This window comes from Candidatus Karelsulcia muelleri, assembly GCF_024818015.1.
Taxonomy (GTDB): domain Bacteria; phylum Bacteroidota; class Bacteroidia; order Flavobacteriales; family Blattabacteriaceae; genus Karelsulcia; species Karelsulcia muelleri_C.
In genome coordinates this window covers 106474-122241 of record NZ_CP093908.1, presented here as the reverse complement: position 1 = coordinate 122241, position 15768 = coordinate 106474, and the positions used below count along the sequence as shown (strand labels likewise).

Annotated in this window: 13 protein-coding genes and 2 tRNA genes; 7 read left to right on the top strand and 8 right to left on the bottom strand. The window is 23.8% G+C overall.

The features are described from left to right. Positions 1 to 2: 2 nt before the first annotated feature. The 6 genes from htpG to MP018_RS00645 all read right to left on the bottom strand — a co-directional run bounded on the left by htpG (position 3) and on the right by MP018_RS00645 (position 7831). Positions 3 to 1799 carry a molecular chaperone HtpG gene (gene htpG, locus MP018_RS00670; protein ID WP_259288602.1) on the bottom strand — a complete coding sequence of 599 codons (1797 nt, stop codon included), beginning with the start codon at positions 1797 to 1799 and terminating at the stop codon, positions 3 to 5. 1 nt (position 1800) lies between these two features. Then, complete coding sequence (gene aroC, locus MP018_RS00665) at positions 1801 to 2871, bottom strand: chorismate synthase (protein ID WP_259082805.1); 1071 nt, start codon at positions 2869 to 2871, stop codon at positions 1801 to 1803. A 15-nt stretch (positions 2872 to 2886) separates the two neighbouring features. Continuing rightward, positions 2887 to 2972 (bottom strand) — tRNA-Ser (locus tag MP018_RS00660). Beyond that, complete coding sequence (lysA, locus tag MP018_RS00655) at positions 2967 to 4160, bottom strand: diaminopimelate decarboxylase (RefSeq protein WP_259082806.1); 1194 nt, start codon at positions 4158 to 4160, stop codon at positions 2967 to 2969. The genes MP018_RS00660 and lysA overlap by 6 nt, the downstream gene beginning before the upstream one ends. Positions 4161 to 4165: 5 nt before the next feature. After that, positions 4166 to 6643, bottom strand: a complete 2478-nt coding sequence (gene lon / locus MP018_RS00650) for an endopeptidase La (RefSeq protein WP_259082807.1) — start codon at positions 6641 to 6643, stop codon at positions 4166 to 4168. Between the two features lie 57 nt (positions 6644 to 6700). Then, positions 6701 to 7831, bottom strand: coding sequence for a cysteine desulfurase family protein (locus MP018_RS00645; protein WP_259288601.1), 1131 nt, complete (start codon positions 7829 to 7831; stop codon positions 6701 to 6703). A 3-nt stretch (positions 7832 to 7834) separates the two neighbouring features. Between MP018_RS00645 and MP018_RS00640 the strand changes: the two genes are divergently transcribed. Genes MP018_RS00640 through trpA form a run of 6 tightly spaced genes read left to right on the top strand, consistent with a single transcriptional unit; the run spans position 7835 to position 14130 of the window. Continuing rightward, entirely contained in the window at positions 7835 to 9250 is a 1416-nt protein-coding gene (locus MP018_RS00640) for an anthranilate synthase component I family protein (RefSeq protein ID WP_259288600.1), read from the top strand. Position 9251: 1 nt separating this feature from the next. After that, complete coding sequence (locus MP018_RS00635) at positions 9252 to 9824, top strand: anthranilate synthase component II (RefSeq protein WP_259082810.1); 573 nt, start codon at positions 9252 to 9254, stop codon at positions 9822 to 9824. Further along, a complete protein-coding gene (gene trpD / locus MP018_RS00630) occupies positions 9821 to 10807 on the top strand; it encodes an anthranilate phosphoribosyltransferase (RefSeq protein WP_259288444.1) in 987 nt (328 codons plus the stop codon). Before MP018_RS00635 ends, trpD begins: the two co-directional genes overlap by 4 nt. After that, positions 10807 to 11592, top strand: a complete 786-nt coding sequence (locus MP018_RS00625) for an indole-3-glycerol phosphate synthase TrpC (RefSeq protein ID WP_259288599.1) — start codon at positions 10807 to 10809, stop codon at positions 11590 to 11592. The genes trpD and MP018_RS00625 overlap by 1 nt, the downstream gene beginning before the upstream one ends. Next, positions 11585 to 13378 carry a bifunctional phosphoribosylanthranilate isomerase/tryptophan synthase subunit beta gene (locus MP018_RS00620; RefSeq protein WP_259288598.1) on the top strand — a complete coding sequence of 598 codons (1794 nt, stop codon included), beginning with the start codon at positions 11585 to 11587 and terminating at the stop codon, positions 13376 to 13378. The genes MP018_RS00625 and MP018_RS00620 overlap by 8 nt, the downstream gene beginning before the upstream one ends. Then, positions 13378 to 14130, top strand: a complete 753-nt coding sequence (gene trpA / locus MP018_RS00615) for a tryptophan synthase subunit alpha (protein WP_259288597.1) — start codon at positions 13378 to 13380, stop codon at positions 14128 to 14130. The genes MP018_RS00620 and trpA overlap by 1 nt, the downstream gene beginning before the upstream one ends. 37 nt (positions 14131 to 14167) lie before the next feature. Here the strand turns inward: trpA and tilS are convergent, their stop codons facing one another. Both tilS and MP018_RS00605 read right to left on the bottom strand, forming a co-directional pair. Then, positions 14168 to 15121 (bottom strand): tRNA lysidine(34) synthetase TilS, encoded by a 954-nt coding sequence (gene tilS / locus MP018_RS00610; RefSeq protein WP_259288596.1) that lies wholly within the window; start codon positions 15119 to 15121, stop codon positions 14168 to 14170. After that, on the bottom strand, positions 15111 to 15626 hold the full coding sequence (locus MP018_RS00605; protein WP_259288595.1) for a shikimate kinase: 516 nt from the start codon (positions 15624 to 15626) through the stop codon (positions 15111 to 15113). Before MP018_RS00605 ends, tilS begins: the two co-directional genes overlap by 11 nt. Positions 15627 to 15670: 44 nt before the next feature. On the opposite strand from MP018_RS00605, the gene MP018_RS00600 reads away from it, so the two are divergent. Continuing rightward, a tRNA-Lys gene (locus MP018_RS00600) sits at positions 15671 to 15743 on the top strand. Positions 15744 to 15768 lie beyond the last annotated feature (25 nt).

Below are 15768 nucleotides of genomic sequence, written 5' to 3'. Positions count from 1 at the left end.
TCTTATTTTGAAAGCATTTCAAAACTGTTATATATAAAATCTGTTAATTCTTTTCCTGTTAAAAGATTTTGTGATAACATTATCAAATGTAATGAATTCTTTATAAGATTTTTTTTAGTCTTTAAATCTTTTTCATTGATGATTTTTTTGATCAATTTATGATTCTTATTAACGATAAGATTATATTTAGAATTACTATTAAACATATTATTTCCAGTCATACTTATTTCTTTCATACGTCTAATAAATTCAGGAACAGTTATAATAAATGGTAATGAAAAATCAGATAAATCTTCTATTTTTATTAGAAATTTATTATTGTCAATATTTTGTTTTAACAGATTTTCTAAAATCTTTGTTTTTTCTTTTGAATAAAGATTTTTCTGATTTTCATTTTTTAAAATTTTATCTATTTGATCTGAATCTACTCTAAAAAAATTTAGATTTTTATAATCCATTTCTATTTTTTGTAGTAAATGGCCAACAATAGGACTATCTAGTAATAAGATTATATATCCTTTATTTTTTATTGTTTCTATATAAGAATTTTGATTTTCTATGTTAGAAGTATAGAAACCAATAATTTTATTATTTTTCAATTTATTTGCTTTTTTTATATATTCTTCTAATAGAAAATATTGATTATTTATATCAGGATATAAAGCAAATTTTTTTGCTTTTGAATAAAAATTTGAGTCGCTAATCATTCCATATTCTATAATTATTTTGATATCCTCCCAATTTTTTTCAAAATCTTCACGATTATTTTTACACATATTTTCAAGCTTCTCTGCTACTTTTCTTGTAATATAACCTGAAATTTTTTTTACAGATGACTCTGATTGAAGATAAGATCTAGATACATTAAGTGGAATATCTGGAGAATCAATTACACCTTTTAAAAGATTAAGAAAATCTGGTACTATTCCTTCTAAATTATCTGTAACATATACTTGATTTTTATATAATTGTATCTTATCTCTTTGGATTTCTATTTGATTTTTAATTTTTGGAAAAAAAAGGACACCAGTAAGGTTAAAAGGATGATCTATATTTAAGTGGATCCAAAATAAAGGATCTGCAATTTGCAGTGGATAAAGTTCTTTATAAAAATTTAGATATTCTTCATCTTTTACATTTATTGGATTTTTTTTCCATATCGGGTATGGGTTATTTACTTCACGTTCTCCTAATTTTATAGGAATAGGCATAAATTTACAGTATTTAATTAGTAATTCTTTTATTTTATTTTCTTCTAAAAATTCTTTAGAACTATCATTAATATGAAGTCTTATTTCAGTCCCTGATCCAGTAATTGCTATATTTTTAATAGAAAAATTAGTAGTTCCATCACATATCCAATGTATGGCATCTTCAGAATCTTTATAAGATTTAGATATTATTTCCACCTTATCAGAAACCATAAAAGATGAATAAAATCCTAATCCAAAATTCCCAATTATATATTCATTATTTTTATCTTTATATTTTCTTAAAAATTCTTCGGCACCTGAAAAAGCAATTTGATTAATATATTTTTTTACTTCTTTTTTAGTCATTCCAATCCCATTATCTATAATTTTTAAAATTTTATTTTCCTTGTCTATGACAATTTCTATTATTAAATCATCTATTTTTTTCTTAATTTTTCCTAAATTTATCAAAGTTTTTAATTTTAAAATAGCGTCAGTTGCATTAGAAACAAGCTCTCTTATGAAAATTTCATTATCTGAATATAAAAATTTTTTAATAACAGGAAAAATATCTTCTACTGTTACTTTAATTTTTCCTTTTTCCATTTTAAATTTTAGATACTCTATTATTAAGCATATTATCATATAAAACTAATGCAGACATAGCCTCTACAATAGGAACAGCTCTAGGTAAAACACAAGGATCATGACGACCTTTTACCAAAATCTTTTTTTTAAAAAAATTAATATCTATACTTTTTTGCTTATTCATAATAGTAGCTACTGGTTTAAATCCTACGTTGAAATAAATATCCATACCATTAGATAATCCACCTTGTGTTCCTCCAGAAAAATTTGTTTTAGTAGTTTCATTATTAGTAAATAGATCATTATGATTAGATCCTTTAATTTTTGTTCCAACAAATCCGCTCCCATATTCAAATACTTTTACAGCATTTATAGACAGCATAGCTTTCCCTAATTCAGCATGAAGTTTATCAAAAACTGGTTCACCTATACCAATAGGTACATTTTTTATATGACAAGTAATTATCCCTCCTAGAGTATCTCCTTTTTTACGGATATTATTAATAGAATCTATCATTTTTTCTGATAATTTTCTATCAGGACAACGTATAGGTGTATACTCTATTTTAGAGAGATCAAGTTGATTATAATTATCACTTAAAATTAAGTTTCCTATAGAGGAAACATAGGCTTTTATAAAAATATTATAAATTTTTAATAATTGTTTAGCTATTGCACCAGCAACTACACGAGATACTGTTTCTCGTGCAGAAGATCTCCCTCCCCCTCTATAATCTCTTATACCATATTTTTTATAATATGTAAAATCAGAATGAGATGGGCGATATATATCTTTTATATTAAAATAATCTTTTGAATTATGATCTTTATTTTTTATTATGAATCCAATAGGAGTACCTGTAGTGAAACCATTAAATATACCTGATAAAAATATCACTTCATCTGATTCTTTTCTTTGAGTAACAATTGAAGATTGCCCAGGTTTTCTACGATTTAATTCATTATTTATTTCTTCAAAATTTAATTTTAATCCTGAGGGACATCCATCTATTATACCTCCTAATGCATATCCATGACTTTCACCAAAAGTAGTAACTCTAAATAATTTTCCAAAATTATTACCTGCCATTATTAAATATTTTAGCGGATAGAGAGGGATTTGAACCCCCGGAGTTTTTTACACCCAACGGTTTTCAAGACCGCAGCAATAGACCACTCTGCCATCTATCCTATATCTATTTCAATCATTTTTTTTAGTAAATCTTGCATATTTTCTCTTCTTCTAATAAGAAAATCTTTATTATTATAAATAATAACTTCAGAAGGTCTATAACGAGAATTATAGTTAGATGACATAGAAAAACAATAAGCTCCTGCATTTCTAAAACATAATAGATCTCCTTCTCTTATTTCATTAATTTTTCTATTAACACAAAATGTATCAGATTCACAGATATATCCTACTACAGTATAAAAACGTAATTTTCCTGATGGATTTGAAATATTATCTATCTGATGATATGAATCATAAAACATGGGACGTATGAAATGATTAAATCCAGAATCAACACAAGCAAATACAGTAGAAGTTGTATGTTTAATCACATTAACCTTTACTATAAAATAACCTGATTCACTAACTAAAAATTTGCCAGGTTCAAACAAAATTTGGATTTTTTTACAAACTCTTGAAATTTTGTTTTTAAAAAAAACACCTAACATATCTAGATCTGTTTTTGTATCATTTTTATGATATGGTATTTTAAATCCACTACCAAAATCTATATATTTCAGTTCATTGAAAGAACTAGCTACGTTTAATAAAATATCAGCTCCTTGTAAAAACACTTCAAGATCTATAATATCAGAACCGGTATGCATATGTATTCCTTCAACTTTAATACCAGTATTTTCAACAATTCTTTTAATATGAGGTAATTGATAATATGATATTCCAAATTTTGAATTTATATGACCTACAGAAATTTTTTGATTTCCACCCCCCATAATATTGGGGGTTATTCTAATTCCTAGAGGATAATTAGTATGACCTATTTGTTCTAAAAGAGATAAATTATCTATGTTAATTAGAACACCAGCTTTTATTGCTTTTTTTATTTCTGATAAAGAAACACCATTAGGTGTATATATAATTTCTTTGGGTTTAAAACCAGCTTTTAATCCTATTTCTACTTCTTGGATAGAAACAGTATCTAATCCACTACCTAATTTTTTGAAAAATTTTAATATACTTATATTTGTATTTGCTTTACAAGCATAATTTATTTTTAAATTTTCTATATAAAAAAAATATTTTTTAATCAATTTATATTGAAATTCTATTTTATTGGCATCATATACATAAAGTGGAGTTCCATATCTTTTTGTAAGATCATGGAAATTTATATAGTTTTTCATATGTTTTATTTTATAATAGATAAATCTATAACTTCATTCATTTTACTAACAAAATTAAATTTTAGTCCTTTTAAATAAACTTTTTTTATATCATAAATATCCTTTTTATTTGCTTTTGATAGAATAATTTCTTTTATATTAGCTCTTTTTGCTGCTAATATTTTTTCTTTAATCCCTCCAACAGGAAGTACCTTTCCTCTAAGGGTAATTTCACCAGTCATTGCTAAATACGGACGTATTTTTTTTTTCAAAAAACTAGATATTATAGAAGTTAACATAGTTATTCCAGCAGAAGGGCCATCTTTATGGACTCCACCTTCTGGAGCATGAATATGTATGTTATACAATTCAAACATTTTTTCATCTATTCCAAACTCATAATTATGAGCTTTTATATACTTGAAAGCTATAGTGGCAGATTCTTTCATTACCTCTCCTACATTTCCTGTTATACTCAAGTTACCACTTCCTTTCAGTAAGGTTGATTCTATATATATAATCTCTCCTCCTACAATAGTCCAAGCTAATCCAGTAACTACTCCGGGGACTTTAATAAATTCATATCTCTCAGGATCATTAGGTGGTCCTAATACTTCTTCTATTTTTGACATATTTATACGTTTTAAATATTTTTTATTCATCGCAATATTTTTAGCAGCATATCTTACAATTTTTGAAATCTTCTTTTCAAGAGATCTTACCCCTGATTCTCTAGTATAACTTTCAATAATTTTTTCAATTTGTTTTACACCTAAAATAATATCCTGGCTTTTTAAGCCATTTTCTTTTAATTGTTTAGGAATTAAATGTTTTTTAGAAATTTCGATTTTTTCTTCAACAGTATATCCATTCATATCTATAATTTCCATTCTATCTAATAAAGCAATATTTATTGTATAAAGTGAATTGGCTGTAGCAATAAAAATGACTTTAGATAAATCATATCCCATTTCAAGAAAATTATCATAAAATTCTTGATTTTGCTCTGGATCTAAAACTTCTAACATTGCCGAAGAAGGATTTCCTTGAGACCCTAGTCCCATTTTATCAATTTCATCTAATACAAACACAGGATTAGATGTTCCAGCTTTTTTTATTGATTGTAATACTCTTCCAGGCATAGCACCTATATAAGTTTTTCTATGTCCCCTAATTTCAGCTTCATCATTTAATCCTCCTAAAGAGATCCGAACATATTTTCTATTTAATGCAGAAGCAATTGATCTTCCTAAAGAAGTTTTCCCTACACCTGGCGGTCCATAAAAACAAAGTATAGGTGATCTAAGATCTCCTTTAAGTTTTAGAACAGATAAATATTCTATTATTCTTTCTTTCACTTTCTCAATTCCAAAATGATCCTTATCAAGGATTTTTTGTGCACGGTATAAATCATAATTATCTTGAGAATACTTTTTCCAGGGTAAATCTAACATTAAATCTAAATAATTACGTAATATTGTATACTCCGGCATTTGTGGATTAGTACGTTGAAATTTACTTAATTCTCTATCAAATTTCTTTTGAGCTTCTTTAGACCAATTCTTTTTATATGATTTAATTCTTAATACCTCTACTTCTTTTTCATATGAAAAATCTCCTAATTCTTCTTGAAGAGCTTTTATTTGTTGATTTAAAAAATATTCTTTTTGTTGTTGATCAATATCATATCTAACACGAGATTGAATCTCGTTTTTTAGTTTAATTTTTTCATATTCTATATTTAGAAAACGAAAAGTTTCTATTGCCCTTTGTTTAAGAAAATCATATTCTAAAAGAATTTGTTTATTCTTAATTTCTATATTAAGATTAGATGCAACAAAATTTATAAGAAATGATTTACTTTCTATATTACTAATTGCAAAACTAGATTCTGAAGGAAGATTATAATTATCTTGTATAATTTTTATTGCTATTTCTTTAATAGAATCTATTAATATTAGATATTCTTTATCTTTTTTTTGGGGCTTTTCGTCTTTTAAATATATTATTTCAGCCTTAAAATAAGGATAAACTTGTATTAGTTTAATGATTTTAAATCTACTAATCCCTTGTAATATTACCGTAGTATTACCATCAGGCATTATTAAGAATTTTAATATTTTAGCTACTGTACCTATATAATATATGTCTTTAGTCTTGCTATTAGAAAATATCTGTTTATTAAATGAATAGAGAGAGAGGGATGGAATATTGAATTTAGCAATATTAAATGTAGTATTAAAATATTGTTTAGTTAAAATTCCAATTTTTTTATAAGTAGAATATGCAGATTTAAATAAATTAATTGATTTTTGTTTTACAGCTGTAATAGGTATTACTACATCTGGAAAGAAAACTACATTTTTTACAGTAAGTATATATATATATTCTGTTACAGAATATTTAATTCTATTGTATTTTTCAATTAAAGGTTTAAAATCTGATGATTCATAATATGAATAATTATTTTTTTTAGATTCATTTTCAAGATTATGTAATAACATATGCAAATCGTAATCATTTAAAATAAATATAATTAAATTAATTATAAGGTATAGCCCCTAAATGTCTTTTAGACATGAAATTAAAATATCAATATCTTTTTTTTTATTCAAAAATCCGAATGATATTCTTATAAATGATGATTTATTCATTTTTTTATTATTCAATAAAATTTTAATGACATGAGACACTTTATATGAATTACATGCACTACCTTGAGATACAATTACACCCTTTAAATCTAAATTAAAAGATATCATATTATCTTTTTTAGGAATAGCTATATTTAAAATTGTATATATACTTTTAATAGTAGAATCTGATAATCCATTAAATCTAATTCCTGGTATTGATTTTTTCAGTTGCTTAATACAATATTTTTTAAGATTTTCTATATATTTTTTTTCTTTTTTAAGATTAATATTAGCTATTGAAATAGCTTTAGACATTCCTAATATACCATAAATATTTTCTGTCCCAGCACGAGTCTCTCTTTCTTGAGAACCTCCAGTAATAATTGCTTTAATATTTAATCCTTTTCTTATAAAAGCAAAACCTATCCCCATCGGACCATTGAATTTGTGTGCACTACCACAAGCAAAATCAATATTTAATTTTTTAATATCTAAATTATAATGTCCAATAGCCTGAATAGTATCTGAATGAAAATAAGCTTTATATTTTTTACAAATGTTACATACAGAATATATATCCAATATATTTCCAATTTCATTATTAACATACATTAGGCTTACTAAAATAGGTGAATGATTATTCTTTTTTAATTTTTTCTCTAGATCATTTAGATCTAGAATCCCATTATTGTTTAATTTCACAAAATAAATTACAACACCATCTTTTCTAGATAAGTCATTTAAAGTTTCTAAAATTGATTTATGTTCAATATTTGAAGTAATAATATACTTGATCTTTAAATCGTTTATACAACTCCGTAATATAAGATTATTAGCTTCTGTACCAGAAGACGTAAAAATAATTTCAGAAGGATCTGCATTTAATATATTAGCTATATTTATTCTTGAATATTCAAGATTAGACCTAGTTTTTATACCCAAACTATGAATAGAAGATGGATTTCCCAATGATTCTTTTAAATATGAAATCATATAGTTAATAACTTGTTTCCTCATAGGAGTTGTTGCTGCATTATCAAAATATACTTTTTTCATAACATGTATAAATTTAGTTTTAAAACTATTCAAAAGAAATTATTAGCTGATATTTCAACTCCTGTCGAGCTATATTTAAAATTAAGAGATAAATTTTCTAACTTATTATTATTAGAATCTTCAGATTATCAAACTACTAAAAATCATTCTTCTATAATTTGTATTAATTTAATATCTGAAATTAGAATTCATAATAAGAAAATTAAAATCTTATATCCAGATAATAAAAAATCTAATCTATCTATAGATAGTTCTTCTCCTACTTCTATACAGTTTTATTTGGATAATTTTATTAAAAAATTTTATAGCACAAATAATTGTAGTCCTTATTCTGGTTTTTATGGGTATACATCTTATGATAGTGTACAATTTTTTGAAAATATAAAATTTAATTCATTTCTAAATAAATCATATGATGTACCTCAAATAAGATTTGGATTTTATGCAAATTTAATTATTTTTAAACATTTTTATAATGAACTGTATATAGTAGAACATAAATTTTCTGAAAAAAATGAGACATCAATCAATCTAATTATTGATTTAGTATATAATAAAAATTATTCTTATTTTACTTTTAATCCTATAGGTAAAAAATACTCTAATATAACAGATGATGAATATAAAAAAATGGTTTCTTCTGGAATAAAAGCCTGTATTAAAGGAGATGTTTTTCAAATTGTAATTTCTAGACAATTCAAACAAAAATTTAAAGGTGATGAATTTAATGTTTATAGAGCTTTAAGATCTATAAATCCATCTCCTTATTTATTTTATTTTGATTATGGAGATTATAAACTTTTAGGATCATCTCCAGAATCTCAAATTCTAGTTAAAAATAATAAAGCCTATATTAATCCAATAGCTGGGACAATTAAAAGATCAGGTAATGATGAAAAAGATAAAAAATTAGCTAAAAAATTGATTAAAGATCCTAAAGAAAATGCTGAACATGTAATGTTAGTAGATTTAGCAAGAAATGATTTAAGTAAAAATTCTAGAAATGTTATTGTTGATAATTATAAAGAAGTTCAATATTTTTCCCATGTATTGCATATGGTATCAAAAGTTTCTTGTATTTTTAAAAAAAAAATCTCTTTAATAAAAGTATTTGGTGATACTTTTCCTGCTGGAACTCTTTCAGGTACGCCAAAATATAAAGCTATGAAATTAATAGATAATATTGAAAAAATAAATAGGGGTATATATGGTGGAGCAATAGGATTTTTTGGATTAGATGGTAATCTAAATACCGCTATCATTATAAGATCTTTTATAAGTAAAAATAATATTCTTTTTTTTCAAGCTGGAGCAGGAATAGTTTATGGCTCTAAAGCAGATAAAGAATTAGAAGAAGTTAATAATAAACTTATGGCATTAAATAATGCTATAGAATTAGCAAAAAATCTTTTAAAGTAAAATGAAAAAAATATTAGTATTAGATAATTATGATTCTTTTACATATAATATTGTACATATTGTAAAAAAAATAACTGATGCAAAAGTAGAAGTTTACAGAAATGATCAGATCAATTTAAATAAAATTGAAAATTTTAATAAAATTATTTTATCACCAGGACCAGGGGTCCCAGATGATGCTAATATTCTTAAACCTCTTATAAAAAGATACGCGGATAGTAAAAGTATTTTCGGTGTGTGTTTAGGTCAACAAGCAATAGCTGAAGTTTTTGGTGGAAAATTAATAAATTCTAATAAAATATATCATGGAGTTTCCAGTTTAATAGAAATTATAGATGATAAAGAAATTTTATTTAATAAAATCCCTAAAAAAATCAAAGTTGGCCGTTATCATTCTTGGGTAATATCACAAGATATGTTTCCATCAGATTTAAAAATAACTGCTTTAGGTTCAGAAAAAGAAATTATGGCTATACGTCATAAAAACTATGATGTTAGTGGAGTTCAATTTCATCCTGAATCAATTTTAACACCATATGGTTTTAAAATAATAGAAAATTGGTTAAAAAAATGAAAGATATATTAAATTATTTATTTGAGCATAAAACTCTTAGTAAAGAAGATGCTGAAAATGTTTTGATATCTTTATATCAAGATAAATTTAATCATAATCAAATAGCCGCTATATCTGCAATATATAATATGAGATTTCCAACATTAGAAGAAATAAAAGGGTTTAGTCAAGCTTTAATTGAATTATCTATTAAATTAAATTTAAAAGAATATAATGCTATAGATATAGTAGGAACTGGTGGAGATAATAAAAATACTTTCAATATTTCAACTTTATCATGTTTTATAGTAGCAAGCTTAGGAGAAAAAGTTATTAAACATGGTAGTTATAGTTCATCATCTGTAACAGGATCTTCTAATATATTTGAAATATTACAATCTAAGTTTACGTCTAAAGAAGAAAAATTAAAAAAACAATTAGAAAAAGTAGGTATTTGTTATTTACATTCTCATTTGTTTCATCCAACACTTAAAAAAGTAACAGAGGTTAGAAAAAACCTTGGAATAAAAACATTTTTTAATATGTTAGGCCCATTATTAAATACTAGTAATACAAAAAATCAGTTACTTGGTGTAAGTGATTTAGAATTAGCTAGACTATACTATTATTTATATCAAGAAACTGATAAAAATTATTCAATAGTCCATAGTTTAGATGGATATGATGAAATTTCTTTAACATCCGTTTTAAAATGTTATGATAACCAAGGGGAACATATATTTGATCCAGAAGATTTTGGTATAAAAAAAATGAATCCTTTAGACTTAAAAGGAGGGAAAAATAATATAGAAAATACACGTATATTTTTAGATATAATATCTGGTAATGGAACTGTATATCAAAATGATGTTGTTTCAATTAATGCTTCTTTTGCACTTAGCTTATTAAATGAATGTAGTATTACTACTAATTATTATAAAGCACAAGAAGCCTTAAAAAGCGGTAAAGCAAAGAAAATATTCAAAAAATTTTTAGAAATATAATGAATTTTATAAAAAAAATTATAGAAAGAAAAAAAAAAGATATAATAAGAGATATAAAAAAATATAGTATTCAATCACTTGAAAAAAAAAAAATCTTTAAAAGAAAATGTCTTTCTTTAAAAGAAAGAATTAAATATAATAATATTGGAATAATTTCAGAATTTAAAAGAAAATCTCCATCTAAAGATTTTAACAATAAAAATATGATTTTAGATAAAATTTGTAAAGAATATCAAGAAGCAGGATCTATTGGAATATCTATACTTACTGATAACAAATTTTTTTTAGGAAGTAGTAAAGATTTATCAAAAATCCGTAAAAAGATATTTATTCCAATCTTAAGAAAAGATTTTCTAATTGACGAACATCAAATTATTCATTCAAAAGCTATAGGCGCAGATGCAATATTATTAATAGCTAAAATTTTAGATCAAAAAAAAATTAAATTTTTATCTACTTTAGCTAAAAGTTTAGGTTTAGAAGTAATATTAGAATTACATGATAAAAAAGATATATCAAAAATATCTTATGATATAGATATATTAGGAATAAATAATAGAGATTTATCTACATTTAATGTAGATATTCATCTTTCTAAAAAATTAGATTCATTAATCCCTAAAAAATTTCAGATTATCACTGAAAGTGGAATTTCTAATATAGAAAATATAATTGATTTATATAATTTAGGATTTAATGGTTTTTTAATAGGAGAAAAATTTCTGTCATCCTTTAATCCAGGGAATTACTGTAAAAAGTTTATAAAAAATATTTTTTATGTTTAAAAAAATAAAAATCTGTGGATTAAAATACTATAATAATATATCATCGATAATTGATTTATACCCTGATTTTATAGGATTCATTTTTTTTGAAAAATCTCCTAGATTTGTAGGAGATAATTTTTTAGCTCCTGACACTATTGGTATTTCAAAAGTTGGTGTTTTTGTAAATGAAAAAGAAGATAAATTATTAAAATTAAGTCTAAAAAATAATTTAGATTTTGTCCAATTACATGGGGACGAAAGTCCTTATTATTGTAGGAATATTTCTAAAAAGGGAATTAAAATAATTAAATCTTTTGGAATAGATCATAATTTTGATTTCGAAAAAATAAAAGAATATATAGATCATGTAAAATATTTTTTATTTGACTTTAAATCAAACCTCTATGGAGGTACTGGAAAAAAATTTTTTTGGGAAAAAATTGATAATTATAACTTTAAAGTACCATTTATTTTAAGTGGAGGTATAAATTCAAATGATTTTGATAAAATCAATAATTTAAATATCCCCAAATTATTAGGAATAGATTTAAATAGTTGTTTTGAAAACAAACCTGGATTAAAAAATTTTAATTTGTTGAAAAAATTCATTTCTAGAATAAAATATAAATATTTATCAGATTATCATGGATTTTATGGAAATTTTGGAGGTGCGTATATACCGGAAATGCTATATAATAATATAAATTATTTAAAAAATGAATATAATAAAATTAGAAACAATAATAGTTTTAAAAAAAAACTAAAAATCTTATTACATAATTATGTAGGAAGACCGTCTCCTTTGTTTTATTGTAAAAATTTATCTAAAATATATGGAGCTAAAATCTATTTAAAAAGAGAAGATTTAAATCATACTGGATCTCATAAAATCAATAATACAATTGGTCAAGCGTTATTAGCTAAAGAAATTGGAAAAAAAAATATTATTTCAGAAACAGGTGCAGGTCAACATGGTGTGGCTACTTCCACTATTTGTTCTTTATTAGGATTAAAATGTACCATTTTTATGGGAGAAGTAGATATAAAACGACAAATACAAAATGTATATAGGATGAAAATGTTAGGGGCTAACATAATAGCTGTTAATAGTGGAAGCAAAACATTAAAAGATTCAGTAAATGAAGCTATTAGATATTGGATTAATAATCCAGATTGTTATTATATGATCGGGTCAGCAGTGGGGCCAGATCCATATCCTAGAATGGTATCTTACTTTCAATCAATTATTAGTGAAGAAATAAAAGAACAATTAAAAGAAAAAGAATCAGGTATACTACCTAACTATATAATTGCTTGTTTAGGTGGGGGAAGTAATGCTGCAGGTATATTTTATCATTTTTTAGATGATGAATATGTTAAGTTAATAGGAGTAGAAGCATCAGGATTAGGATTAAATACTAATAAAACAGCAGCAACAATACAAAAAGGCTCTAGAGGGGTATTACATGGGAGTATGACTATACTTATGCAAGATAAATATGGACAAATATTAGAACCTTATTCTATATCTGCTGGACTTGATTATCCAGGTATAGGTCCTATGCATGCAAATTTATTTTATAAAAACCGTGCTACTTTTATAAGTGTTACAGATTTTGAGGCTATAGAAGCTGGAATTGAACTATCATCTTTAGAAGGAATAATCCCAGCATTAGAAAGTGCTCATGCTATAGCTAGTTTAAAAAAACTTTCATTTCAAAAAAAGGATTTGGTAATCATAAATCTGTCTGGGAGAGGTGATAAAGATATGGATACATATATAAAACATATTGAAAATAAATAATGAATAAAATAAAAAGATTATTTATAAATAAAAAAAAAAATATATTAAATATATATTTCACTGCTGGCTATCCATCTATAGATAGTATGCCACTTATATTAAAAATATTACAAAATCTAAAGATAGATATAGTAGAAATTGGAATACCATATTCTGATCCATTAGCAGATGGAAAGATAATCCAAAAAAGTAATACAAAATCTTTAAAAAATGGTATGAATCTATCAGTTTTATTTTCTAAACTTAAAAAAGTAAAAAAATATATAAAGATTCCAATAATATTAATGGGATATTATAATCAATTTATCAAATATAGTGAAATAAAATTTTTAGAAGATTGTAGAAAATCTGGTGTATCTGGATTAATTTTCCCAGACTTACCTCCAAGGATTTACCTAAATAAATATAAAAAAATATTTAAAAAATATAAATTAGCATTTATAGTTTTAATTACTCCTCAAACATCTTTAAAACGTATTAAAATGTTAAGTAGTATTACTGATTATTTTTTATATATAGTTTCATCTAATTCTACTACAGGTACTAAAAATAATATAAATTTATCATTTCTAGAAAGAATAAAAGAAATAAATGTTCCTAAACTTATTGGATTTGGAATCTGTGATAAAAAATCATTAAATTTAGCATTTAAATATGCTGAAGGAGCAATTATTGGAAGTGCTTTTATAAAAGCTATTAAAAAGTCTTATTTAGAAAAAAGTCTAGAAAGATTTATAAAATCTATTATATAATTCATTTCATTTTTATATAAAAAAAGTAGTATCTATATTATGTAGATAATATTGATTCTACTACAACTAAAGTAGTTTTCTCTCTAATAAGACAATAGTTTTTTGAAAAGAATTTTTTTCCTGATTTAGAATTTAAAATTTTTTTTAAATCTTTAGGATTACTAAATCCATAGATATTAAATATTTTAAATAAATATGTATTTATTGGATATAAAATTAATAATTTTTTGATATCTATTTTCAAGAAAAATGGAGATTTGTTTTTTTCAATTGTAATTGAATTATAAATATAATCGATATGGGTTTTAGAACATACAGATTCATAATCTAAATATTTTATAGATTTTTTAAAACCATTAGAAAATTTATAATCTAAAATTGGTTTTAAAAAAAATCTAATTCTATTTCTTAAATATTTATGATCATAATTACTATTATCTTCACGCCATTTAATATTATTTTCTTGTGCATATGATATGATTTCTTTTTTAGAAAAAAAAGAGAAAGGTCTAATAATTTTTTTTTGAAAATGATTAATTCCTATTAATCCTTTTATCCCAGTACCTCTAATAAGATTAATAAAAAAAGTTTCTATTGAATCATCTAAATTATGCCCTAAAGCTATATAATCACAATATGAATTATTTAATAAATATTTAAACCAATCATATCTAAATTTTCGAGCCATCATTTGAATTGAAAAATTTCTTTTAATTGTATTCGGATTCGGATTCAAATTGAAATTTTTAGATTTAAACAAAATTTTGTGTTTTAAACAAAATTCTTGTATGAACAATTCATCTTTATCAGAATCCGTACCTCTTAGGTTAAAATTACAATGTATTACACAAATTGTCAAATTCAAAATTTGAATAAGAACATCTAAAAGAACCATACTATCTAATCCAGAACTAACTGATACATAGATTATTTTATTTTTTAAATAAAATTTTTGATTTATAATTTTTAAAAAATGTTGTTTATAAAACATATTTTATTTCTTTTACTATATCTAAAAATGATTTATTCTCTATATAGATTGTAGAATCAGCTTTTTTATAAAAAAAAAATCTTTTCCTCAAAGAATCACAAATAAAATGATATAAATCATTATTAGATAATTTTGATATTAAAGGTCTATTTTCTTTTTGATTTAAAATACGGGTAAATAACGTATTTATTTCAGCATTTAAATAAATGATTTTTGAATTTTTTTTCATTAAAAACATGTTATGTTTATAACAAGGAGTCCCCCCCCCTACTGATAAAATATAGGATTTTTTGGTTTTAAAAAAACAATTTAAAATATTAAATTCTAACTTTCTGAATTTTTTTTCACCATATATTTCAAATAGCTCAGAGATACTTTTTTTAGTATATTTTATAATTTTTTGATCTAAATCATAAAATTTCTGATTTAAATTATTAGCCAATTTTTTACCTATAGTTGTCTTTCCAGACCCCATATATCCTATTAGGATTATTTTAAAAATCATTTGATTTTAAATCAAAAAAAAATTATATTTAGAAATAATGACATGACTTGGTAGCTCAGTTGGTAGAGCATTACACTTTTAATGTAAGGGTCCTGGGTTCGAGACCCAGCCAGGTCACAAGGCGGTCTCGAGACAGGTCACA

Coding starts and splice junctions, on each gene's coding strand:
- MP018_RS00625 (WP_259288599.1), top strand. CDS start 10,807: ATGAATTTTATAAAAAAAATTATAGAAAGAAAAAAAAAAGATATAATA.
- lysA (WP_259082806.1), bottom strand. CDS start 4,160: ATGAAAAACTATATAAATTTCCATGATCTTACAAAAAGATATGGAACT.
- trpA (WP_259288597.1), top strand. CDS start 13,378: ATGAATAAAATAAAAAGATTATTTATAAATAAAAAAAAAAATATATTA.
- htpG (WP_259288602.1), bottom strand. CDS start 1,799: ATGGAAAAAGGAAAAATTAAAGTAACAGTAGAAGATATTTTTCCTGTT.
- MP018_RS00620 (WP_259288598.1), top strand. CDS start 11,585: ATGTTTAAAAAAATAAAAATCTGTGGATTAAAATACTATAATAATATA.
- MP018_RS00605 (WP_259288595.1), bottom strand. CDS start 15,626: ATGATTTTTAAAATAATCCTAATAGGATATATGGGGTCTGGAAAGACA.
- tilS (WP_259288596.1), bottom strand. CDS start 15,121: ATGTTTTATAAACAACATTTTTTAAAAATTATAAATCAAAAATTTTAT.
- lon (WP_259082807.1), bottom strand. CDS start 6,643: ATGTTATTACATAATCTTGAAAATGAATCTAAAAAAAATAATTATTCA.
- trpD (WP_259288444.1), top strand. CDS start 9,821: ATGAAAGATATATTAAATTATTTATTTGAGCATAAAACTCTTAGTAAA.
- MP018_RS00635 (WP_259082810.1), top strand. CDS start 9,252: ATGAAAAAAATATTAGTATTAGATAATTATGATTCTTTTACATATAAT.
- aroC (WP_259082805.1), bottom strand. CDS start 2,871: ATGGCAGGTAATAATTTTGGAAAATTATTTAGAGTTACTACTTTTGGT.
- MP018_RS00645 (WP_259288601.1), bottom strand. CDS start 7,831: ATGAAAAAAGTATATTTTGATAATGCAGCAACAACTCCTATGAGGAAA.
- MP018_RS00640 (WP_259288600.1), top strand. CDS start 7,835: ATGTATAAATTTAGTTTTAAAACTATTCAAAAGAAATTATTAGCTGAT.